Source organism: Thermincola sp. GK-1 (genome assembly GCF_059412445.1).
Window position 1 is genome coordinate 1 of sequence record NZ_JBSQAT010000006.1, and the last position, 22,481, is coordinate 22,481.

The 22,481-nt window shown below is 42.0% G+C and carries 20 protein-coding genes and 1 pseudogene; 7 read left to right on the forward strand and 14 right to left on the reverse strand.

The window, feature by feature from the left end; all coding sequences use genetic code 11:
* Positions 1-233: 233 nt before the first annotated feature.
* The 3 genes from ACSNJE_RS07130 to ACSNJE_RS07140 form a co-directional block, all read right to left on the reverse strand.
* The gene (locus ACSNJE_RS07130) at positions 234-2,063 is read right to left on the reverse strand and encodes an ATP-dependent nuclease (RefSeq protein ID WP_495252317.1); all 1,830 of its coding nucleotides are present in this window, start codon (positions 2,061-2,063) and stop codon (positions 234-236) included.
* A gap of 431 nt (positions 2,064-2,494) precedes the next feature.
* Positions 2,495-3,031 (reverse strand): hypothetical protein, encoded by a 537-nt coding sequence (locus ACSNJE_RS07135; RefSeq protein WP_495252318.1) that lies wholly within the window; start codon positions 3,029-3,031, stop codon positions 2,495-2,497.
* Between the two features lie 237 nt (positions 3,032-3,268).
* Positions 3,269-4,033, reverse strand: coding sequence for a hypothetical protein (locus ACSNJE_RS07140; protein ID WP_495252319.1), 765 nt, complete (start codon positions 4,031-4,033; stop codon positions 3,269-3,271).
* Positions 4,034-4,534: 501 nt separating this feature from the next.
* Here ACSNJE_RS07140 and ACSNJE_RS07145 point away from each other — a divergent pair.
* Entirely contained in the window at positions 4,535-4,906 is a 372-nt protein-coding gene (locus tag ACSNJE_RS07145; protein ID WP_495252320.1) for a hypothetical protein, read from the forward strand.
* 167 nt (positions 4,907-5,073) lie between these two features.
* The gene (locus ACSNJE_RS07150; protein ID WP_495252321.1) at positions 5,074-5,196 is read left to right on the forward strand and encodes a hypothetical protein; all 123 of its coding nucleotides are present in this window, start codon (positions 5,074-5,076) and stop codon (positions 5,194-5,196) included.
* Between the two features lie 403 nt (positions 5,197-5,599).
* On the opposite strand, the gene ACSNJE_RS07155 is transcribed toward ACSNJE_RS07150, so the two are convergent.
* Entirely contained in the window at positions 5,600-7,678 is a 2,079-nt protein-coding gene (locus ACSNJE_RS07155; RefSeq protein ID WP_495252322.1) for a reverse transcriptase domain-containing protein, read from the reverse strand.
* 127 nt (positions 7,679-7,805) lie between these two features.
* Here ACSNJE_RS07155 and ACSNJE_RS07160 point away from each other — a divergent pair, with 127 nt between their 5' ends.
* Complete coding sequence (locus ACSNJE_RS07160; protein ID WP_495252323.1) at positions 7,806-7,961, forward strand: IS1 family transposase; 156 nt, start codon at positions 7,806-7,808, stop codon at positions 7,959-7,961.
* Positions 7,962-8,343: 382 nt separating this feature from the next.
* Positions 8,344-8,610: pseudogene (locus ACSNJE_RS07165) on the forward strand (DDE-type integrase/transposase/recombinase); the annotation flags it as partial.
* An 812-nt stretch (positions 8,611-9,422) separates the two neighbouring features.
* On the opposite strand, the gene ACSNJE_RS07170 reads toward ACSNJE_RS07165, so the two are convergent.
* The 5 genes from ACSNJE_RS07170 to ACSNJE_RS07190 form a co-directional block, all read right to left on the reverse strand.
* Positions 9,423-10,253: an FAD/NAD(P)-binding protein gene (locus tag ACSNJE_RS07170; RefSeq protein WP_495252324.1), complete on the reverse strand. Its 831-nt coding sequence runs from the start codon at positions 10,251-10,253 to the stop codon at positions 9,423-9,425.
* The gene (locus ACSNJE_RS07175; protein WP_495252325.1) at positions 10,250-11,275 is read right to left on the reverse strand and encodes a 4Fe-4S dicluster domain-containing protein; all 1,026 of its coding nucleotides are present in this window, start codon (positions 11,273-11,275) and stop codon (positions 10,250-10,252) included. Before ACSNJE_RS07175 ends, ACSNJE_RS07170 begins: the two co-directional genes overlap by 4 nt.
* A complete protein-coding gene (fdhF, locus tag ACSNJE_RS07180) occupies positions 11,276-13,312 on the reverse strand; it encodes a formate dehydrogenase subunit alpha (protein ID WP_495252326.1) in 2,037 nt (678 codons plus the stop codon).
* A gap of 43 nt (positions 13,313-13,355) precedes the next feature.
* The gene (locus tag ACSNJE_RS07185; RefSeq protein WP_160315536.1) at positions 13,356-13,775 is read right to left on the reverse strand and encodes a helix-turn-helix domain-containing protein; all 420 of its coding nucleotides are present in this window, start codon (positions 13,773-13,775) and stop codon (positions 13,356-13,358) included.
* A 130-nt stretch (positions 13,776-13,905) separates the two neighbouring features.
* Complete coding sequence (locus ACSNJE_RS07190; protein ID WP_013119559.1) at positions 13,906-14,100, reverse strand: hypothetical protein; 195 nt, start codon at positions 14,098-14,100, stop codon at positions 13,906-13,908.
* A 183-nt stretch (positions 14,101-14,283) separates the two neighbouring features.
* On the opposite strand from ACSNJE_RS07190, the gene ACSNJE_RS07195 reads away from it, so the two are divergent.
* The gene (locus ACSNJE_RS07195; protein ID WP_474773750.1) at positions 14,284-14,679 is read left to right on the forward strand and encodes a helix-turn-helix domain-containing protein; all 396 of its coding nucleotides are present in this window, start codon (positions 14,284-14,286) and stop codon (positions 14,677-14,679) included.
* Between the two features lie 340 nt (positions 14,680-15,019).
* On the opposite strand, the gene ACSNJE_RS07200 is transcribed toward ACSNJE_RS07195, so the two are convergent.
* A complete protein-coding gene (locus ACSNJE_RS07200) occupies positions 15,020-16,210 on the reverse strand; it encodes an MFS transporter (RefSeq protein WP_495252327.1) in 1,191 nt (396 codons plus the stop codon).
* 18 nt (positions 16,211-16,228) lie between these two features.
* Complete coding sequence (locus ACSNJE_RS07205; protein ID WP_495252328.1) at positions 16,229-16,579, reverse strand: PadR family transcriptional regulator; 351 nt, start codon at positions 16,577-16,579, stop codon at positions 16,229-16,231.
* A 385-nt stretch (positions 16,580-16,964) separates the two neighbouring features.
* On the opposite strand from ACSNJE_RS07205, the gene asnB reads away from it, so the two are divergent.
* Positions 16,965-18,809 (forward strand): asparagine synthase (glutamine-hydrolyzing), encoded by a 1,845-nt coding sequence (gene asnB, locus ACSNJE_RS07210; RefSeq protein ID WP_495252329.1) that lies wholly within the window; start codon positions 16,965-16,967, stop codon positions 18,807-18,809.
* 28 nt (positions 18,810-18,837) lie between these two features.
* On the opposite strand, the gene ACSNJE_RS07215 is transcribed toward asnB, so the two are convergent.
* The 3 genes from ACSNJE_RS07215 to ACSNJE_RS07225 form a co-directional block, all read right to left on the reverse strand.
* Complete coding sequence (locus ACSNJE_RS07215; RefSeq protein ID WP_052217571.1) at positions 18,838-19,245, reverse strand: bacteriohemerythrin; 408 nt, start codon at positions 19,243-19,245, stop codon at positions 18,838-18,840.
* Positions 19,246-19,291: 46 nt separating this feature from the next.
* Positions 19,292-19,699 carry a bacteriohemerythrin gene (locus ACSNJE_RS07220; RefSeq protein ID WP_013119554.1) on the reverse strand — a complete coding sequence of 136 codons (408 nt, stop codon included), beginning with the start codon at positions 19,697-19,699 and terminating at the stop codon, positions 19,292-19,294.
* Positions 19,700-19,855: 156 nt separating this feature from the next.
* Positions 19,856-20,428: an ANTAR domain-containing response regulator gene (locus ACSNJE_RS07225; protein WP_495252330.1), complete on the reverse strand. Its 573-nt coding sequence runs from the start codon at positions 20,426-20,428 to the stop codon at positions 19,856-19,858.
* 275 nt (positions 20,429-20,703) lie between these two features.
* On the opposite strand from ACSNJE_RS07225, the gene ACSNJE_RS07230 reads away from it, so the two are divergent.
* A complete protein-coding gene (locus ACSNJE_RS07230) occupies positions 20,704-22,350 on the forward strand; it encodes a methyl-accepting chemotaxis protein (RefSeq protein WP_495252331.1) in 1,647 nt (548 codons plus the stop codon).
* Positions 22,351-22,481: the final 131 nt, after the last annotated feature.

The window sequence follows — 22,481 nt, forward strand, 5'->3', positions numbered from 1 at the left end:
TGCTTAAACACACAAACACGGAAAGGAGGATAACTTACAAAATTTTTTTCGTGTCTTGACAAAGGGGAGCATTATATCGCCTAAAGTGTCGCCCCCCTTAAAGGCATTCGTACTACGTTTGAGCTGGTAAGTCTGCCACCAGTAAACTTGACTTGTTATGCCCTTTTGATGCGCGAAAAATATTTTTTAAAAAAGTCTTGACGTTTATTAGCCGGTTTAGGTAAGGTTTTGCGTCACTCTATTACCTGCTTAACAATATCAATTAATTCATCGGTAAGGTTATCGTGATTCATAAAATACTGATAAGCTTCAAACTGGTCTTTCAAATGTCTTTTAGCTAAATTAAGAGTACTTTCTAGTCTTATTGGAAAGGTGACTACTTTATTTTCGCCTGCAAGTTCAGAAATTAGCTTATTTTGCTTTTCCTGATTAACCTTATTATCGGGATCCATGCCGTCTTCAATATCAAGGTCATGGAGAACTACATACGGAATGCCGAAGGCATTCAAAACTCTTTGAAAAAACGGAATAGATTGTTTGCCTCCCGCAACAATTATTGACATTTCTATCTCTTCTGTTCGAGTTACAATCTTTTTTAAATACTTTGCCGTCTCAGTAATTGCTATTTTATCTTCTGGTCCTTCAACCAAAATCACCTTTTTTGCAAAGAAAAGTTCATTTACGTTAGGGTTCAACTGTGTTAAACCCTGAAATACTTTTTTATCAATCATTCCATCAAAAGCATCTTTATTACAATTATTTACCTTGGTTCCAATATTCACATTTTCTTTTCGAATTATAGAAATCGATTCGTATTCATAAGCATCTATCATTAGTGGAGAATGGGTAGTATAAATAACCTGGTCAGTTATAGAAAAAGATTTCATAACATCAAAAAACAGTTTTTGTAGTTGGGGGTGTATGTAAAGTTCAGGTTCCTCAATTAACAAAAGGATAGTCCTCAATGATTTTATATCACAACCAGCATTCTCACCCTCAGCATCTGACACTAATTGGTTTCTTTGATTTAAAATCAGCGCCTGCAGTAAGGAAAATACTACACATCGTTGTAAGCCATGACCTTTTAAGACAACTTCGGTTAAAACCCCATCATCTACAGAAATGGTTATCCCGCGAGAAAATATGTCTTTTATTTCATCAGTTTCTACCTGCAATCTTATACCCTTTACTGAGGGCATTAAACGACTTAAAATTCCAGATATTGCTGCCTCAATTTTATTTAGAGAATCAAGCCGAGTAACTTCCGCTCCTTCAGCAGTTTCATTAAGTAAAGCGCGTATATTATTTAATGCAGCTTGAATTTCCTGATACCTTGGGTCTGTCTTTAGTAAACGGTCTGTGAGATCACCAACCAACTTTCTAAAAGTAGTAGTGCTAGATCTTTGGTTTACCTCGTCATTGTAATCTGTAATGGCTCTTAATATATATACTGCTGGTAAAGAAGCTATCACGTTGCTTTGAAGGCCAAGAGCCTGGGTGTTACTTATATCAGGCTCGTCAAACTCAATGTCGTTTTCTTGTATATATCTCTCTAAACCCTTGGCATATGAAATTTTATTGCATTTTCTATCTTGTAGAAAGTAATCTGGTAATTTGTTGCCCTCAACAATTTCCAACCATTTAGGTCTATCACCTAATTTCTTATGTATCTTTTCGATAGATAAAAACCATTCTTTTGGTTCAGCTTTGTAGCCATGATATTCTGTTTTGACGCTGACCTTGCCACTTTTAACATCGGACTCTAGTCTAAATTGTTTCTCCAAAATTAAATTACCGTTTACCAAATATGGTTTCCAAACCTTTTTCTCAGAAGGAGTAAGTTCAATAAACTCACCCTTAATAATAATAGGTAACGATTCATCATTAAACGAATCTATGGTTACTCCTCCAGAACCTGCAGATAAGAAAGCTTCAATTGCTAGTAAAATATTTGATTTTCCCGTATTGTTCTCACCCACCAATGCATGTAAGGAACAAACGTTAATTTCTCCTGAATCTTTGATAGAGCGAAAATTTTTAATGTAAAGCTTGTTCAGTTTCATTATAAAAACCTCCTTATTTTACTATCAAAATTTCGTCGTTACGGTGGAGACGCCAGTTACCCAACGCCCCTAGCTCGGATACCGGCTTACGGAAATACCGTACCGGGCCTATTAACAATAGTCACTTCCGTAATCAGACAAAACCTAATTAAGTTCTAACTGGCAGCAGCGGCTCTCCATTAGTCGAGGCTTCAGTATTTTGTATCTTTTAAGGTTTTTGAAATTCCTTCCAGTTGAAGCTCCGCCTTTGACTCCTTCGGTTTAGCCATTTATACAGGATTCTTACGGCATTTTGGTAGAACTCATGTGTTGCCGCAGTTGAGCATATTGAGTAATTTTTTAACACCGGCAGGGCTGGTGCTTTACCGGTGTTTTTGTATGCTCAACTGCCGAAACACGGCTATATGTTAGGTAATGTTCGGCGCCGTTCCTTAAGTTTTATTAAGTACATTGTTGCTATGATTATCTAATTCGGGTATTCCATTTACACCGCGAATATGACCTTTTAGTATTTCGATTTCCTTGATAAAACTTCTACATGCTTCAGATACATCTGATATTTTGTATACTTCGTCTTGCATAACACAATGAAGAGCCAAGTTTAGTAAAAGTGAAGAATTGGCAAAGAATTCATGAAACCTTTTGATAGTCTCTTCATGGAGCCAAATCTCCACCGATTCAAATTCATTCATTAGAGCTGTCAAATCTTCTAATGGGGCAAACTTCGTCGGGTCCTTTCGTCCTATAAATTCGTTACCATGGTCTATAAAGTTATAAAGATATCTTTCATACTTGGACAGCGCTACAAAAACTTTAGTATAGGCCTGTTGCCTAAGGCTCAAATTTGTCAGCAATATCCTTTCTTTTTTATCACTTTTTCTCTTGATTGCATTAGAAATTTCACTGAGCGCAAATCCTAGCACAGTTCCACCAATACCAATAAAAGCTGATATAAGACTACTGTCCAAGACTGTCACCCCCAAAGTAGATTTTATTGCCACAAAGAATTACCAAGCCAAATTTCGCCTACCCGATATATACTAAACAATCTTCCCGCGCCAGCACGGCAGGTGCGGCTTTTTCCCCTGTATCTCCCACTTACCGCAAAAACCGTGACAGCCGGGGACGAGGCAAGCTGGGTCGGAGCGTAGCGGAGCCATTTAGCTCGTTGTTATGTGATGTATGATCTGCTTTCATAATTCTTTTCATTTTGAGTGTTTCTTAATTACTGCGCCGTACTCTCCATTCAAAAGTCGTTCTGTTGACATTAAAGTGGTAAACTGACTTAGATCACCAATATTAATAGTTAACGGTGTTCTAATACCTTCATTTAATATTACAATTCTATATTCGTTCTGATATGCAAAGCTTTTATCTTTCCAATAAAAAACGTCAGTATTTTGTTCTTTCCAACACTTTAGCCGGCGAAAGTTATTAACGCTAAAATCATCATACATAACTTTTTTGGCAACAAAAGAAAGTCCCTCTTCTTTAAATCGCTGAAGTAGCTTGTCTGTAAATTTGTCAAATGGAATTAACAAGACATATTTACCAAAATCAAGTAAAAATCGCTCTTTCTGTTCTTCGGTAAAGACCACTTTTGCTTCGTAGACCTCCTCCATTTCTCTCGTTATTTCAAGCATATCTCCATCTAAACTAGTTAAACAAAAAATTGGTTGTTTAATCAACTCGTTTACTGTTAATGTCATTCTTTTAGCCTTACCCGCCCCAATTATTTCATCAGTATTTGGATCGCGCAATTCAAAATCCATTTCATTAAAAACTTGGGTAACTTCAAATATGTCACCCATGCCCTTTTTACCTTCATTTTTTTCAAGTTCAATGAAATATTGGAAGTTGTTCATATATAAATTGCCGGACTGAAGTGATTCCAGGTGTTGTTTGTTATTGGAGAACTTCAATAAAATGAAACCTTTATCTTGATAGAACGGAATATTTGATAACCTCATTAATTACCCCCTAACTGACCCCAAAGACCTATCGTACTAGAAAGACCCCAAATATAGACCATATTTCACCTTAACGCATTGGGTGGAAACGAACTTTTCCTTCTCACAGGCTGGCGCGATTTTTGCTCATCGTTATCGTCGCTATAGCGCAAAAAGCGTGACAGTTGAGAACAAGAAAAAGTTGGATCGGAGCGTAGCGGAGCCGTTTCCACCGTTGTTAGGCGATGAACGCGCGCCCCAGATATATGTAAGAACAATTCCAAAACGCTAACTATAATATACCCCTCATGTTTTGACCTCTTTTTACCACCTTTTTCTTCTTTTCACCTCATTTTACCTCTTTTTACCATGTTTAAACTCTTATACAATCAACCTTATCTTTTGGTTGAATTTTTACGACACCATAATGAAGATTTTGGAACACAAAACTATTGATTACCCTGCAGAAATAATATATAATAGATATGACTAGAAAAATATTCCACCATGGGAGGAGAAGTTATGAACTTCGAGTGGTTTAATCCATCGCTGGGAGCTCCGGTTGTATCGATAGCCAGCTACGGCTTAACATTTTCTGGTGGAGCTATTGAGGCGTTAGGTAATCCCGAATATGTTATGCTTGGTTTTGACGCCGAAAACAAAATTATAGGAATTAAACCTTGCAGCAAAGACGATAAAAATAAAATTGAATTCATTAATAAGAAACGCAAGGGATACATTAGGCTAAGCAATAAGGATTTTATTAGATTTATAGAAAGCAAAATGCCCGACGATTTTAAGATAGATTCCACAGCAAGAAAATATATAGCAAAGTGGGATAAAGAACAACAAGTCTTGTTAATAGACCTAGACCAACCCATAGAGCAAAAATAAGGCTCTATGTATTGATAAAAAAATGAGAGATAGCGGCAACTATCCCTCATTTCCAGGAAACACTGGCAGGTTTCCTGACTAAAGAAAACGTAAAATCTTGTATCTTTTATTATAACACATTTTTCTTTAGTTTAAAAGTCCTCTGCCAGGTTTGGGGGGAATTTTTAATGAGGGCACTCAAAAAAAGAAAGGGCTATTACATTTTTAGGCCCTACATTACCATCAAAGGATTTCGCTATTACGCTAAAGACTACGGTAAGAAAGCCTTCAAAATATTCATTTATGAATAACTTACCTGGTCAAAGTCTCCAGTTCCATCGTGAACTGGAGATTTCTTTTTATTTTCATACTATGCATGTGCTGGAAACGAACTTGCCCCGACCGCAAGGCTGGCGCGGTTTTTGCACCTGCAATTGCAAAAATCGTGACACCGAGCTCCCCAAATGCCTGCATCACCGTAAGAGACGCACCGGCCTCCTTACCAAGGACCGATAAGGAACGTACACTGGCGGCCAAACCGAGGGTAATTGTTGAGGTTCTGCCAAGGTAAGTCTCGGTTCCCCATCTCTTAGGCCACCCATTCTTGGTAGCGCGATTTTTGCCAGGTAACTGCAAAAACCGTGACAGCCGAGGACGGGGCAAGTTGGGCGGAGCGAAGCGGAGCCGTTTAGCCTGTTGTTGGGTGAAGTTATGCTACCAGCTTTCAATAAGTTCTTTATAACCTTCAAAAACCAAAGACATTGCCGTATATTTATAACGATACTTAATAGGTTTAGTGAATTTATTAGTACGTTTAGTAATTGGGTGTGATAAATCACATTCCAACCGTTTCTCGTGAATTTCCTTGCACATTACAAAGAATTTGGGGTAATTTTTTTCAAGTGCGCTATTCTTTGAATTAGTTACGCCACCGATATTGCCTAATTGATATTGACCTAGATTGTTATCGTGATTATAGAGTCTATATAATGTTAAATCATTAAATGAATCCAGAATATTTACAAATGCAGATATATCGTTTTGAGAATAGCCGTAAGCACGGATAATTTTATTTTCAGCGGCACCATGATGCTCTCCAAAAACTTTTTTCCAAGAAATTTCCGGTAGTTTCTTATTACAAATACGCTCTAAACACTCCTGTATCTTACTCGGCCTAGAAGCTGCTCTATCAATTATTCCTGCGTACTTCAAAACTTTTTGAGCTGTATAATGGAATTTTGTATAAGGAGGGTTAATTTTCAAGTTAAGCTTAACTATTTCGTGTGCCGCTGAAACGGCAATATCAACGTTTTTGTGTTTCAAAAGAGTGTTTATGATTTCTAAATATGAAGGTCCTCCCATAAAATCTCTATTTATATCTGTGATCAAGCTTTTTACAACCCACCAATCTTTTTCTTCTTCAAAAAACTTTTTTATCTCATCATATTTAAGTGCATTATTCTTTAAAAGCCACGAAACAATAACTCTCCGATACATAGGCGTAAGAGTATTTCTTTGTTTCCACCTATTTTTTAGTAAATCTAGGATTTTGGTATACCCAACCTCATTTAGTTTATCCTCAATTGCGTGCACCAAATAGGCATTTACAATCTGATATACTTCTGGTTCATTTAAGATTTCTATAATTTGATCCAGCAACTTGTTTGGAATTGAACGTGAATAAGAACTAAAATACATAGCAATTGACTCAAATAGCTGTGGGTAATTTCGTAAGACATTAAGGATTTTACTAGAAAGCTTATAATTCGGCTTGGCTTGTGCTAGTAGCATTTTAAATTCAGTTATACTGGTATCTAGGTTCTTTTTAATAAGCTCACAAATTTTGCTTTGTACCGCTTTCTCTCCAACGCTGGCTTCTTTAAGTTTTTCTATTTCAAAAGAAAAGAAACTTATATTTTTAATCTCTTTATTTATATCTTCTATTTTGTGAACATCTATTTTTGAGGATTGTGGGAACAATCCTATCTGCTTACAAACATAATCCAGTTTTACCAATATTTGTCTTAAAGAAATTTCGTCTCTCGCCAGGATTTTAATGTCATCCACATATCTAAAATATTTTAAATCACTATTTTTTCTGAACCTTTCGTAATGCTTATCTAAAAATGTTAAAATTACCTCAGACAGTACACCGGAAGCAATAGGCCCTTGTGGGATACCATGTCCTTGAAGTATACCTGTATTGGTAGTCCAAACACTCAGGTAACTTTTTAACAGCTCAATAAATTCTTGGTCTATACCATATTTTTCAAGGAAAAACCCTAAAACTTTATGGTCGATACTGTCATAACAGGCTGTGATATCAAAGGAAGCTACATAATCATACCCATCTTTGTATGCTTTCTTTATTGCCCTATTAAATAATTTATAGCTCTCTGTCCACTTTTTATAGAAAAATATGCTTGTTTTACCGGCATATACATTGCCAAAAACCGTTTCAAGATACCGACTTTTATTAGCTTTATAATGATATTCCGCAATTACATTAGCAAATGCTTGATAAACTATCTGGTCTTCAATTGAGAGAAGCGTATAAGGCCTCATCACATATGGAGACTTAGGAAAATACGCTTTGCAGGGAATACTAGGCTCATACGTATCATTTTTTAATCGTTCACTCAAGTCTTTAATGTTATCATCTATTGCAATGGCGTAAGAAGCATATACATCTCTAAAAAAGTTTTTGTATTTATATGATGGATCAGTATTAATCCATCTCCAAGCACGCCGTAAATTTTCCTTGCTTTGTAGCTTTCTTAAGTCATTTGCCATCGTTTTCTCCCTATATTTTTTAAAAGTTCTGTTAACTTAAATCATGATTGCACCGTGAAACCCCAGTTGTTATGCTGGTTGGTAGAAGATTCCGCTTTCTCCCTCAGTTAACAAAGAGTTATCTACGATGCAAATTTCATGTCCACGTTGTTCAAACACCGATTTATACAGGTATGGCAAAGATAAATTAGGTCGTCAAAAATACTTGTGTAGAAACAAAGCTTGTAATCACCAGTCTGTTCTAGGAGTCAAGAAAAATTATTCAGAAGTTAAATGTCCCTAGAGCGGTTCAGGTATGTCAGTATATAAAAAGCGCAAGTTCTATACCCGTTACCGTTGTAATGGTTATCGAAGACCTATTAATCGGTGTAACTACAAGGTAAATATCTACAACATCCTCGATGAGGTTCTAAACACTGTTTCAAAAGTCGTTTCGGGTAAACCAAATTTCAAAACAATGGCGTTACCCTCAACATATCATTTTAAAAGCGCTACGCCTTTATTATCAAAATTGGTTAACCACCACGGAAATTGCTGACCTGTTATCAATGGACAGTATTAAAGTTTCTCATGTCACTATCCATTTTTAGACCCGTAAATTTGCATACTTATTTTCTTCCTTTGCCTCAACCCGTTCTTTTCAGGTTTGTGACGAATGGCATCTTGATGAAACTGTTGTTAAAGTTAAAGGTAAAAAATATTACTTACGGGTTGCTTTATCGGCAGAAACTAGGGTCGTATTAGCATGGCATCTCTCGCCTCATCGGGACACTATACAAGCCATTAGGATAATTCGTGAAGCCATTAGAAACTCTAACGGCCTGAAGCCATCTATGGTTGTTACTGACCGTTATCCCGCTTACGTTACTGCCTTTAAACTCGAATTAGGTGAAAATGTTGAACATATTAGAGTAGAATCCCATTTCAAATAACACTTTAGAAAGTTTCATGGGCACTTTTAAGGATTGGTACCGTAAATTAAAAGGCTTCAAATCCTTTAACAGCGCTGTTAATTTTATTTTTTTGAATGACCATCTATAACTTTTATGAGACCTCACAGCGGCCTTAGTTACTGGACACCTGCCGAAGTCGCCGGCTTTAAATCTAAATTCAAAGATAACCGCTGGATTTCATTAGTCGCCTAATTCCTTAAAATTTTGAAAACGAGGGAGCTTTTTCATCATGTTAAGTTAACAGGTCCCTCTTTTTCTATTTTTGACTTAATTCTTTATTCAATCCCGTTTTCCTCTCATTTTTCACCCAATTGCTACTTTTTGCTAAAAATAAAAAAGTAGCATTTCACCTAACCACCCTCATACCGCGCCGCTGTGATCTTCGCGGCATATAGCTTCCTGTAAATCTCTCTATTGTTGATTATTCAACATGTTCCGCCTTTTTCCTTTTTTATGGAAGGGTGGGGTGCTCTGGCTACCGTCAAGGAGCGACTGCGCCTGCGAAACCGCAGCCAGGAAGGCAGGGAGTTCCCGCATGTTTGAAGATGGCGAATATTCCGCTTGTGTCAGGAGGGCATATTATTCTGGAGCGGAAACTTAAATCGTCCTCCGGCCCGCGACCCACGCAGTGGAAGCGGCTGCCGGAGGAGATTTCGTCCGTGAGCGGAAGAATAATATGCCCTCCATGTTTTGTCGAGTTCGGGAACGCTGCCTGCCTGGCAAGGGTTTGCAGCACAAAGCTCCGTGATAGCCGGACACCCCACCCACCCTTCCAACAGACCGGCATTTTTTTATTCCCCAAAGCCCAGTTCCTTCATTTCGTTGTAACGAAATACCGGGCCTTCCATGCAGATGTATTTGCCGCCCAGCAGGCAATGCCCGCATTTACCGATGCCACACTTCATGTAGTTCTCCAGGGTGGAAATTATATTTTCCTCTTTAAATCCCAGCGCCAATAGGTCCTTGATGACAAAAGGTATCATCACCGGCGGGCCGCAGATAAAGGCCGTATAGGTTGCGGGGGTCAGCTCTATTCTGGGCAGCAATTGGGTGACCAGGCCTACATTGCCCTGCCATTGGGAGTCCCCCCTATCCACGGTATACAGCACCTCTGTATCAGGCTCGCCGGCCCATCGGGTCAGTTCACGGGTGAACACAATATCCCCCGGCGTACGGGCGCCGTATAAAATCTTTACCTTGCCGTAATCCTGCCGGTTATCCATTACCCAGTTAATCAGAGAGCGCAGGGGCGCCAGGCCAATACCCCCGGCAACAAATAGCAGGTCAAAGCCCTTCACCTCGTCAGCCGGGAAACCGTTGCCATAAGGCCCCCTGATGCCCACTTCATCCCCCGGCTTCAGTTGATGAATTACTTCCGTCAGTTTACCCACCCTTTTAATACTCAGTTCAAGAAAACCCTGCTGCGATGGCGATGAAGTTATTGATATAGGCGCCTCGCCCACGCCCAGAACAGATATTTCCACGAACTGAGCCGGTTTATATTGAAACCTCTTCTGCTCCTCCGGGTCGGTAAATACCAGGGTGAATGTCTTGGTATCGGCTGTTTCATCAATTATATTTTTTATTACTGCGGGTTTAGGTGTTAATTCGTTTTTATTCATTTCCCCACCTCCGCCGTTACCTTTTTGAGAACATCTAACATGCTGATGTGCCCCAGACAAGTAAGGGAACAACGGCCGCAACCGGTACAACCTGGGAAACCGTAGGTTTCCGGATATTGTTTCAGCTTATGGGCAAATCTTTTCTTCAGGCGCTCCTGCCGGCTTTTTATCAGGTTATGCCGTCCCGCCATGCGGGTAAAACCTTCAAAAATGCAGGAATCCCAGGTTCTGACCCGTTTCCCTTCCAGATCCTTGTTTTCCCGGTCCACTACGTTGTAGCAGAAACACATGGGGCAGACATAAGAACAACTGCCACAGGCGGCGCATTTGCGGCTTATGCTGCTGACAAACTCATCATCTATTAATGAATAACAGGCCCGTACGTCAGTCAAAGGCAGATTGGCCACCAATTTTTGCATAGCGGTTAATTCATGCCTGGATTTTTCACCCTGCTGCTCGGCAGTGGCTTCTTCGAAAAAATACCGGTATTTTTCTACGGCATTGATGCCATTAGGAGAAATGGGGGTGGCTATAAAGCTGTTCCCCATGTCCGCCAGGAAAATGTCGGCCCCTTCATGATAAAAGGGTCCGAGGCCCATGGCATGGCAAAAACAGTTGGCATCCGGGTCATTACAGCCGATCACTATCAATAGAGTATGTTCCCGGCGCTTCCGGTAATAAGGATCCTGGTAATTTTCCGTAAAAAACCGGTCAGCCTGGATAATTGCCTTCAAATCACAGGGCCGCAAGCCAAAAAATATCCTGGGGAACTCATCGAATACTTCTTTTATTGTGCCAAAAGAACGTTCCCTGAAAGTGAACAGGGTTTCCTCCTGCGGCAAAAAAAAGGGCTTGGCGGAATATAACGTCTTTTTGCATTCAAGCAGTATATTATCGGGGTTAAAAGCTTCTTTGAAAATTATATCCCCGCCCTCCAACCGAATAGGAGCTACGAGAATACCGTGTTTAATTAATTTGCGCAGCCACGCTTTGACCAATCCTTTGTTTAAAATATAGTCCAATTAGTCCACCCCCTTTATCTTGACGGCACAGACCTTGTATTCCGGAATCTTGGCAATGGGGTCCACAGCGCTGTTGGTCAGCAGGTTGGCGGCGGTTTCCGCAAAATGGAAGGGCATAAAAACTGTTCCGGCAGGCACAGTATCGGAGACACTGGCCCGGCAGACCACTTTGCCACGGACGGAAGAAACTTCCACCGGCCAACCGTCTCTTATCCCAATTTTCTGGGCATCTTTTTTATTGATTTCCACGTAACCGTCGGGGACTTCCCTCTGGATAACTGAAGTCCTGCCGGTCATGGTCCCTGTATGGAACTGGTAGGCAGTGCGGCCTGTCGTGAGTATGTATGGGTAATCATCGTTTGGTGTTTCTGCCGGCGGCCGGTAATCAACGGCATGAAACTTGCCCCTGCCGCAACTGAACCGGTCTTTATGGAGGTAGGGAGTACCCGGATGCTGCGTGTCAGGACAGGGCCACTGCAAACCCTTTTCATCCTCCAGTCGTTGGTAAGTAATTCCGCGGTACGCAGGCGTAAGGACAGCTATTTCTTCCATAATCTCTTCCGGTGTCTCATATCCCATCAGGTAACCCATTTTACAGGCCAGGGCTAAAATTATGCGCCAGTCTTCCATGGCTTTCCCCTTGGGTGCCAGAGCCTGCCGGACGCGCTGCACCCGGCGTTCCGTATTGGTAAAGGTGCCTTCTTTTTCGGCAAAACAGGCCCCCGGAAGTACGATGTCGGCCAGAGCAGCCGTCTCTGTCAGAAAAATGTCCTGCACGACCAATAATTCCAATTGTTCAAAAGCTTTCCGGACATGGTTTATGTCAGGGTCACTGACCAACGGGTTTTCACCCATAATGTATAAACATTTAATTTTGCCTTCTTCTGCGGCCCTGATCATTTCTGTTAAGGTCAGTCCCGGTTCGGCAGGCAATTTTACCTGCCAGGCCTGTTCGAACTTGCTCCGGGCATCTTCATCGTCAACTTTTTGGTATCCGGTCAGGACATTGGGCAAAGCTCCCATATCACAGGCGCCCTGCACATTATTTTGGCCTCTTAAGGGGTTCACTCCCGTTCCGGGCCGGCCTATATTGCCCGTAAGCATGGCCAGGTTGGCGCAGGCCCGGACATTATCCACACCGGATGTAAACTGGGTCAGACCCATACAGTAGAAAATCATTGCTTTGTCTGCGCCGGCGTATAACCTGGCTGCCTTAACCAAATCACCGGCGGGAATACCCGTCAATTGCTCGACATAGATGGGACTATACTTTTTAACAACCTGCTGAAGCTCCGCAAAACCATCCGTTCGTTCATCAACAAAAGTTCGGTCGCACAGGTTTTCTTCAATTATCACATGGGCTAATCCGTTCAACCAGGCCACATTTGTGCCCACTTTCGGCTGTAAATAAAGAGTGGCATAATCAGCTAGGGGTATTTTACGGGGATCAATAACAATGAGCTTTGCTCCTTCTTCAACGGCCTTAAGTATTTCCGCCCCCACCTGGGGGTGCTGTTCTGTTGTGTTGGAACCTGTAACCAATATCACATCTGCCTGGGATATCTCATCAATAGAATTAGTCATTGCTCCACTGCCAAAAGATGCCGCCAGACCGGCGACTGTTGAAGAGTGTCAGAGGCGGGCGCAGTGGTCAATGTTATTTGTGCCTACAACAGCCCGGGCAAATTTCATAAACAGGTAATTCTCTTCATTGGTACATTTGGCAGAACTGAAAAATCCCACTGCATCGGGCCCGTATTTTTTAATTATTTCTTTTAATTTGCCGGCAGTTTTGTTCAAAGCGTCGTCCCAGCCCGTTTCCCTGAGACTGCCCGCTTCCCGGACCAGCGGAGAAAGCAGCCTGTCAGGGCTGTTTATAAATTCAAAGACATTCCACCCTTTTACACAGAGCCTTCCCCTGCTGACCGGATGCTCGGCGCTTGGTACTACACCTGTTATTTCTTCCTTTTCATTGACCATCAGATAAAAACCACACCCACATCCACAATAAGGGCAAGTAGTCAGGACCTCTTTCAAAGGAAAACCTCCTCTCCCTAAAAGTAATTGTTATGTTTTAATTTTATTCCCGGGGTTCCGGCACTATCCCCATTCCGCAGGTTAATTCCATCATTTGCTTGCATTTGGCCCGTTCAACTTCCGTACAGCCCACTTCCTCCAACTCTTTTTTAGTTATGTTTTTTCCCCGGGCTACTAAATCGCAATAGTACACCCAACCGTTCATTGTGGGATATTCCATACGGTATTTACACATTTTGAATTCCCCCTCCACATAATCATCAAAAGTGAACAGCTCAAATTCTCTGACTCCCAAGGCTTTGGCCAGGGCGCGGGCTATTTTTTTAGACGGGTTTTTAACCTTACCGTTTTCGATTTCAGACAGGTAGCTTGGACTAATCTGCCCGTTGGCCAGTTGAGATATCTGCCGCAAGCTGAATCCCTTGGTTTTTCTGAGGGCCTGTATTTTTTTCCCGTTAATCATAGACATCTTTCTCCTGGCACACAAAGAAATAATTAACCATTAAGAATAAGAATGAACAATTAATAAGGAATATTAAAAAATTAAAATCATTTTTATATGTCAACTGCATATATTCTAATTAGATACTTTTTTAACCGTCTGCCGGTTCTGGAACCAAGCCGACCCCAACGGCTAATTCCATCAGGCTTTGGCAGATTTTCCGCTGCTCCGGAGTACAGCCTATCTCTTCCAATTCCCGGGCAGTTAACTTTAATCCAAAGGCTACTGCGTCGCAATAATAATACCAACCGTTAATGTTTTCGCCTTTTCTAACGTACGGGCACATAATCTCACTCTCCCACTTAATTGCTGAATTGGCGCCAACCAGCGTTCGCTTTGGTAAAAACTTAAATGCATCTGTTCAGAATAGCGAACAATTAAATTAAAAAAAAATTGTGGTTTTGGTAAATTATATGTTCGCTATACCGAACTTTTGCCTGTCCAGAAATTTTTTTTCGGAGGAAGCTGCATGAATAATACTCTTGGTGACAAAATAAAACACTTATTATTTTTACGATCCATGAAACAGGCTGATTTGGTTAAAGTATCAGGCGTTTCCAAAGCAACCATAAGTGAATTAATCAATAATAAACAAAAAAACCCCTCTATTGAAACAATTGAAAAAATAGCCAAAGCCCTACGGGTATCGCCTTTATATTTCCTGGAGGAAAATGCCGTTACCCCTTTGGAAGTTGCTCCTCATTTACCTCAACATATCCGCGAATTCATTCTCAACAGCGAAAATATGGATTATATTGTTCTGGCTCATAAATTAAAAAGTAAAAACCTCCCTGTGGAGGTCATGGAAAAGATAATAGAATCCTATGAATTCCTTATCCAAAACAAAAAATATGCAAATTCATAAGATATCTTTAAGACAGTCAGAGCATATAATATAACATAAGTCTTGCAGGTATTGAAGGTATGGCCCGTGAAAATACGAATTGTAAATTTTCAAGGTTACATTAAATGGCTGGTAACCACAGAGGTGATTTTCGTCGATCCTTTGTACCTTGACGAACTTTTGGAAAAAATCCAAATAACCACTAAGTTATAACTGTAATAAAAAAACAATCGTTGCTCATTGTTTCACCATTACATTGTGTTCACTGCCGGAATTAATATTAAAGGGACCGCCCAAAATCGTTTTTGGGACAGTCCCTTTTATCATTTGGTAACGCCTATTTGACTATTGATATAAAGATTTATTGGGCTATTTCTACTCTTGCACCCTGTTCCAGAGGGGTTTCCCCCTTTAACAAAAGTCCGATGATTCCTGCCAGCAATGGTAAAATAAAGATTAGGTGAATAGCAGAATAAATCCCAAAGTGATCCGCATATTTACCAATCAGAGAAACCGCCAAGCCACCCGCACCGATAGCAAAACCCAGACTCAATCCGGAAGCAAGCGCCTTGTTCTGTGGGATCACTTCCTGAGCGGCTACTACTGTAACCGAGAACGAGGACAATAGCGCCATCCCGCCAACGGCCAACAAGATAATAGACAACACTCCTTTGGTATAAAGGAATCCATAAAAGAAGAAGGAAGCGAGGATCAGAGAACCGACTATGAGAGGTTTTCTACCGTAGCGGTCCGAAATATAACCTCCAATGACTCCCCCCACCGCTCCTGTTGCCAGTGTGGCAAACATGAGATACCCGGTAGTTTCCGGTGAAAACTTCTCGGCCAAAAAATACATCGGTAAGAGGGTCATCAAACCAGTGTGTACCAAAGAGCGCAACGCCACCACTACCATCAGCTTAACTAGCTCTGATGAGGCTTTTCTAAGATCCGATACCACTTTTCCCAGTCCCGGAACATCGGCTCCATCGGATTTGATTCTGGGAGCAAACCAATAAAGAAGCAAACTGACCAGAATCCCGGGAATTATAACCAGCCAGGTATAGCCGGTACCATACCTGTGAAACAGGGGCAAAAGCAGCACAGGACTTATGGCCAGGCCTATGTTACCCATAGCAATAAAGGACGCCAGTACAAATCCTTTTCGACTGCCGCTTGCCTCTCCCACCATAGCTGCCGCCTGGGGGTGAAAAGCGGCCGTACCCATTCCGGCTAACGTCGAAACAACCAGTAGTAAGCCATAGTTTGATATATAACCGGTTATCCCCAGTAAAATCGACATCCACAACGTCCCCACATATACCAGCCATCGCTGCCCTTTCTGGTCTACCAGGTAGCCGAAAACCGGCTGCACCAAAGAAGAGCTTACAGTGAAAGCGGAAACCAAAGCTGTTCCGGCAGCAACGGTTAAGCTATGAGCGGCAATCATAATGGCCACGAATTGGGGAAGAAAGTTGGCATACATATCGTTGACCAGATGGGCCACGAACAATACACTTACAGGCGCTAATTTAGCTTGCGATGTTGATGACATGTTTATTTCCTCCTGGTGTTAATCTTTTTGACCTTTTAATTTTTCATACGTTGTCAAAAAATAGTTCAAATTAGCCCTCCGCAGCTCTATGTCATGTTTCCATCTGTCCAGCTTATTCCAGCCCGCCGGTGTAATCCGATATATCTTACGGGCCGGACCGGATTCAGTGATATTCCAAACAGACGTCACCGCTCCCTCTTTCTCCATCTGCTGCAGGGTACGGTATATAGCTCCGGTATCAGCCTGAAACAGAGGCAAATTATCATTTAAAGCGCTGTAAATGGCACCGCCGTGGGCCTCTCCCTGCGCTAGGACCAGAAGTATAAATGCAGGTAAATGGCGATATTGTTGTCTCTTTTTTGCCGGCATATTAATGCCCCCCTTTCCCAATATACCGACAGGCCATTTTTTCTAACTATATTTTACAGTATACTGCTATTTACAGTATACTGTCAATGCCTTGATATAGTTAACAGCACCCTTGTGTGTTAAATCTCACATTTTCCGTGTGACTGACATATTGATAAAAATCTTCCGGCAAAAATTCAGGCAACTTCCGATATCTTAATTCATAAAATAGATTTCGAAATAGGTTTCTTGATACAACGGCGTATCAAGTTCAGTTGGCAAAGGGGCCACGAAAAGGTTTAACTTTAAACCTTGTGGCCTCTTCTTTGTTTTTGGACTTGCCGGAAGGTACCACAGCTTAATTTCTGTGGGAATGGAAATTTCTTGAAGGTTGGAGGAGAAAAACATGTGTGGAATTACAGGCTGGATTGACAGGAATCAAGACCTTACGCCATACCGTCCGATTGTTGAAGATATGACCCAAACCCTGGCCCCACGCGGTCCCGATGCAAAAGGCATATGGCATTCACCCCATGCCATTCTTGGCCACCGGCGTCTCATAGTTATAGACCCCACCGGCGGGAACCAGCCGATGATACGCCGTCGGGGAGACGAAACCTTTGTCCTTGTCTATAACGGCGAGCTGTATAACACACCCGAACTGCGGGCGGAATTAATTTCCCGGGGCTATACTTACCAGGGCCATTCCGATACTGAAGTGCTTTTAACCGCTTATATGGAATGGGGAGCCAAATGCGTTGAGAAGCTTAACGGGATTTTCGCTTTTGCCGTATGGAACGACAAAGAAGAAAGTCTTTTTCTGGCCAGGGACCGTTTTGGCGTTAAACCCCTGTTTTATACCCTACGGGATGGCTCCTTTATCTTTGGTTCTGAACTTAAGGCTTTATTGGCCCATCCCATGGTTAGGCCGGAAGTTGATGCCGAGGGGTTAGCGGAAATTTTTGCCCTTGGGCCTTCAAGAACGCCGGGTCATGGAGTTTTCCGAAACATAGCGGAAGTAAAACCGGGGTACTGTCTGCTTTTTAAAGATAACCTCATCCGCACAAAGCGTTATTGGGTTTTGGAAAGTAAAGAACATACCGATGACCTGGAAACCACCACCGCTAAAGTAAGGCAACTGTTGGAAGACTCTATCCGGCGCCAGTTGGTAGCTGATGTCCCCGTCTGCACTCTCCTTTCAGGCGGGCTGGACTCCAGCGCTTTAACTGCTTTGGCCGCCACAGTATTCAAGGAAGAAGGGCGCGGTCCACTACATACCTTTTCCATTGATTACGAGGGAAACGACCTGTACTTCCAGGCCAGTCACTTCGAGCCAACTGCCGACGGCCCTTATATCAACCTGGTATCTGACCGTTATAAAACTATACATCATCATATAAAAATTGCTACAGACAAATTGGCAGAAGCATTAATCCAGGCTACCCTGGCCCGTGATCTGCCCGGTATGGCCGACATCGACTCCTCACTTCTCTTGTTCTGCCGGGAGATAAAAAAAGAGGCCACCGTGGCCCAGTCAGGCGAGTGTGCCGATGAGGTGTTCGGCGGCTATCCGTGGTACCGGGATGAAGATGCCTTTAATGCGAATACTTTCCCATGGCTCAGGGGTTTTGACCGGCGTAAAAAGATATTTTCCGCGGAACTGCTGGACTACATCAAACCTGAAGAGTACATCAGGCGTAGGTACGAAGAAACAATTGCCGAAGTCCCCAGGTTGCCGGGCGAAGACCCTATTGAAGCCCGCAGGCGGGAAATCTTCTATTTAAATTTTAACTGGTTTATGGCTACCCTGCTTGAACGCAAAGACCGGATGAGCATGGCCACGGGCCTGGAAATAAGGGTGCCCTTTTGCGACCACCATTTGGTGGAATACGTCTGGAACATTCCATGGCATATGAAGACCTGTGGCGGCAAGGAAAAAGGCATACTTCGCCGGGCCCTGTCCGGGGTTCTGCCCGATGAAATCCTGTACCGGCGTAAAAGCCCTTACCCCAAAACCCACAACCCGGCTTATATGGCCATTGTGCGGGAGCATCTGCTCCATATTTTGCATGATTCCTCTTCACCCCTTTTGCCTCTGGTCAATTTAACTGCCCTGCGGAAAATGGCTCAATCCGGTGGGGATGTTTTTGATCGGCCATGGTTCGGCCAGTTAATGAAAGGCCCGCAGTTATTTGCCTTTCTTATTCAGGTGGATACCTGGCTGCGGGAGTATAAAATCAGTGTTATATAGCTTTATACAGCATTATGTAAAGACCCTTTTACTTTAACCCATGCTCGTTAAAGAAGGGTCCATATTTCTTGTCTGAACCGGAGATATGGTTTATAAGCCAATCCTTCAGGAAGGTCATTATCTCCATGGAGATGGCAAATTTACCGTCCTTCAGGTCCTTCTGAAACTGCAATACTTTCTCGGTAAACTTATCATGCTCAAGTTTGTGCTGAGTATACTGGGGATAAGAATACTTAGTCATGTATTTCTCTTCTGCAGAAAAGTGAAACCTGGTATAATCCGTCAGTCTGGCTAAAATATCGTCCATTATTTCCTTAGTTTTACCCACCTTCATCGCATCATGCAATTCGTTTACCAGTGCAACAAGCGTTTTATGATGGTCATCCAGTTCCTTTACACCTACACTGAACTTATCGTTCCAAACCATCAATGCCATTGTCAACCCCTCCTTGAAAAATATTTAAAAAATATCATTTGGTTTCTCACCTTAACCCATGCTCGTTAAAAAAGGGTCCATATTTTTTGTCTGAGCCGGAGATATGGTTAATCAGCCAATCCTTCAGGAAGGTCATTATCTCCATCGAAATGGCAATTTTCCCCTCTTTCAGGTCCTTCTGAAACTGTAGTACTTTTTCGGTAAATTTATCATGGGCAAGTTTTTGCTGAGGATATTGGGGATAGGAATACTTAACCATGTAATTTTCTTCGACAGAAAAGTGAAATTTAGTATAATCGGTAAGTCTGGCTATTATATCATCCATTATTTCCTTACTTTTACCCACCTTCATCGCATCATGCAGTTCGTTTATGAGTGCAACAAGCTTTTTGTGGTGGTCATCCAGTTCCTTGACACCCACACTGAACTTATCATCCCAAACCATCAACGCCATTGCAACAACCCACCTCCAATTAGCAAGATTAGGTAAACACACATTGTGCTTTCGACAATAAAAAGCAATATTCCTGTTTACTTTTAAAAATATAACAAATAATTCTACATTTTTCCACAAAAAACACCCTGGGATTTTTCCCAAGGTGCTCCGCCATCACGCTTTCGTACTTTCATGGGCCAGGATAATAGCTTCAGCAATTTTTTTCATGGACAACCTTTTTTTCATGCTTAACTGCTGCATCTTACGAAAAGCCATTTCTTCGGAAAGTCCCTGCGTCTTCATCAAAATGCCTTTTGCCTTCTCCACCAGCTTCCTGGCAGCCAGTGCATTTTGTAATGACCGAACTTCTTTTTCCAAAGAAATTAATTTTCTATAGGAATTTACAACGTAATCTACCACGGAAATAAGGGCGGCCGGCTCAATAGGTTTGGGGAGAACAGGAAAAGGCCAATCTCCTTTGGCCATGACTACATCAAGCTCAGAGTATGTAGCCACAACAATTACCGCAGCAAGCCTGCTTTCTTCTATTATCTTGCCCACCTCAATACCATCCATCCCGGGCAGAAAAGCTTCTAGAATTACCAGGTCTGGCTGCATCGTGCGAGTTAATTTCAAAGCGGTTATCCCGTCCGCCGTTTCAGCAATTACCTCGTAACCGGCAGGGACCAGATATTGCTTTATGGTTTTTATGAAGGAAACATCTTTATCTGCAATTAAAACCCGCACTTTTTTCCCACCTTGTAAATCGAAAAAAGATTTTTCAAAAAGACTTTGGCTTTATTTTAACATATCAAACAGCAAACTCATATACGGTAGGGCAAATTTGTTCATATTTGCAGCGCTTGTAGTAACGTAATTATATTGTGCTGGTATTTTTTACAAATATTTTATTAAATTGCAGGATTTTTTATCCAATCTGTAGTAATAGACATTATACGACAAAATATTACATTTCATCAGTGCGGAAAACATTTTGTAAGTTAATCGGGTGGAGGGAAATTATGGAGAGTCAGGTAAGAAAAAAATACGAACCAAATTTTATTGACCGTTTGGGATTAAACGGTCACGTGTTTACCAGGGTAAGTTTTAACCAAAAATTTATTTTTCCGGCCATCTATATTGCCCTACTTACTTTTTTGGTCCCCGCAGTTTATTATCAGGGAAAATGGAATAACTGGAGCACAATCATGCTGACAGCATCAATTCTTGGTCTGGTGCTGAATACTGTTATTGGAGGTAAAATTCCGGCGCTTACTAATATTTCTGGCATATTTCATCCCATCTATGCTTACGGCACTGCTGTTATTTTCGGCCTGGTCTCGGGACTCCATCTCAAAGACTGGATACTGGCAGTTATTTTTATCGGTTTGGGTATTTTTTGCTGGTGGATACCCGGCGCCGGCCTGTCCAATGCTATTAGAACAATTCTGAAAGGCATTAACATTGCTAATGAAGGGAACCTGCAGCATCGTATTTTTCTCAGGGTGAGGCGCTACGACGAAATTGGCATGTTGGCCAATGATTTAAACATTTTTTTTGATACCCGGCAAAAGTTTGTAGAACTCCTTACAAAACATGCCAACGAAATTAACAATACAAGTAAGGAGTTAAAAAAAATCACCGAAGAAAGCACGCAGGCCTTTTTACAAATTGCCAATGCCACCGCTGATATTGCCAGCGGAAGCAACCAGCAGGGCGATAAATTAATGAACATCAGCAGCGCAGTCAACAATCAAACGGCAACTTTGCATAGCTTTGTCAAGCAAATGGAAAACGAAAACGACACCATCGTGGAAACTTCCGCCGTAATTCAGCAGATGATTGCATCCCTGGACAGAATAACAGCCAATATCAACAGCGTCGCCAAAGATTCGGAAGAAGCACAAAAAATAGCCCTGAAAGGCCAGGAAATTATTTCCCGGACAATTCACGAAATGACTAACATACGGGATGCTGTTTTTGATACCGCCGAAAAAATACAGGCTCTTGGCGAAAGGTCGCAAAAAATCGGGGAGATTATCCAGGTTATTGATGATATCGCGGAACAAACCAACTTGCTGGCTCTTAATGCCGCCATCGAAGCCGCCCGGGCCGGTGAACACGGTAAAGGTTTCGCCGTTGTTGCCGATGAAGTTCGTAAGCTGGCCGAACGTTCCGGGCAGGCCACGAAAGAAATTTATGCTTTAATAACGGCTATTCAGCAGGAAGTTAATGAAGCCGTCGAGGAAATAAACAACGGTACAAAAATAGTCCAGGCGGGCACTGAACTTTCCGCCGAAGCAGAAACCGCTCTTTCTGCAATCAGTGAAAACGTGGCGCAAACCAACATGAACATTCAGGAAATCAGCCATGCCACCAACGAAGTAACCGACAGCAGCACGAAAGTTAATACCAGCATAAGGCAACTACAGAGCATGTCTGACGAAACATTACAGTTGCTACACAACCTGGTGGAGGAAAATACCAATATAAAAACTATGGTCAACGAAGTAGCAAATCTTTCCCAGGGCTTTGTAGCAAACTGCCAGCAGGCGTCCGCTTCAACAGAACAGGCGACGGCCAGCTCCCAGAGTGTGGCCGGTGTAGCCAAAGAACTGGCAGCCACCGCCGAATCACTCAATAAATTCTTAGCCCAATTTAAACTATAAGCTCAGGGAAGCTTTGCCAACGTGAAGTAATATATTAGTCGCCCTCCGCTAAGTCGCAACTATTGTTTCATCGTTACAGGGCAACCAGACTGCAAAAGTTGAAAAAACCGTTCAAAATTAAAAGAGGCCAA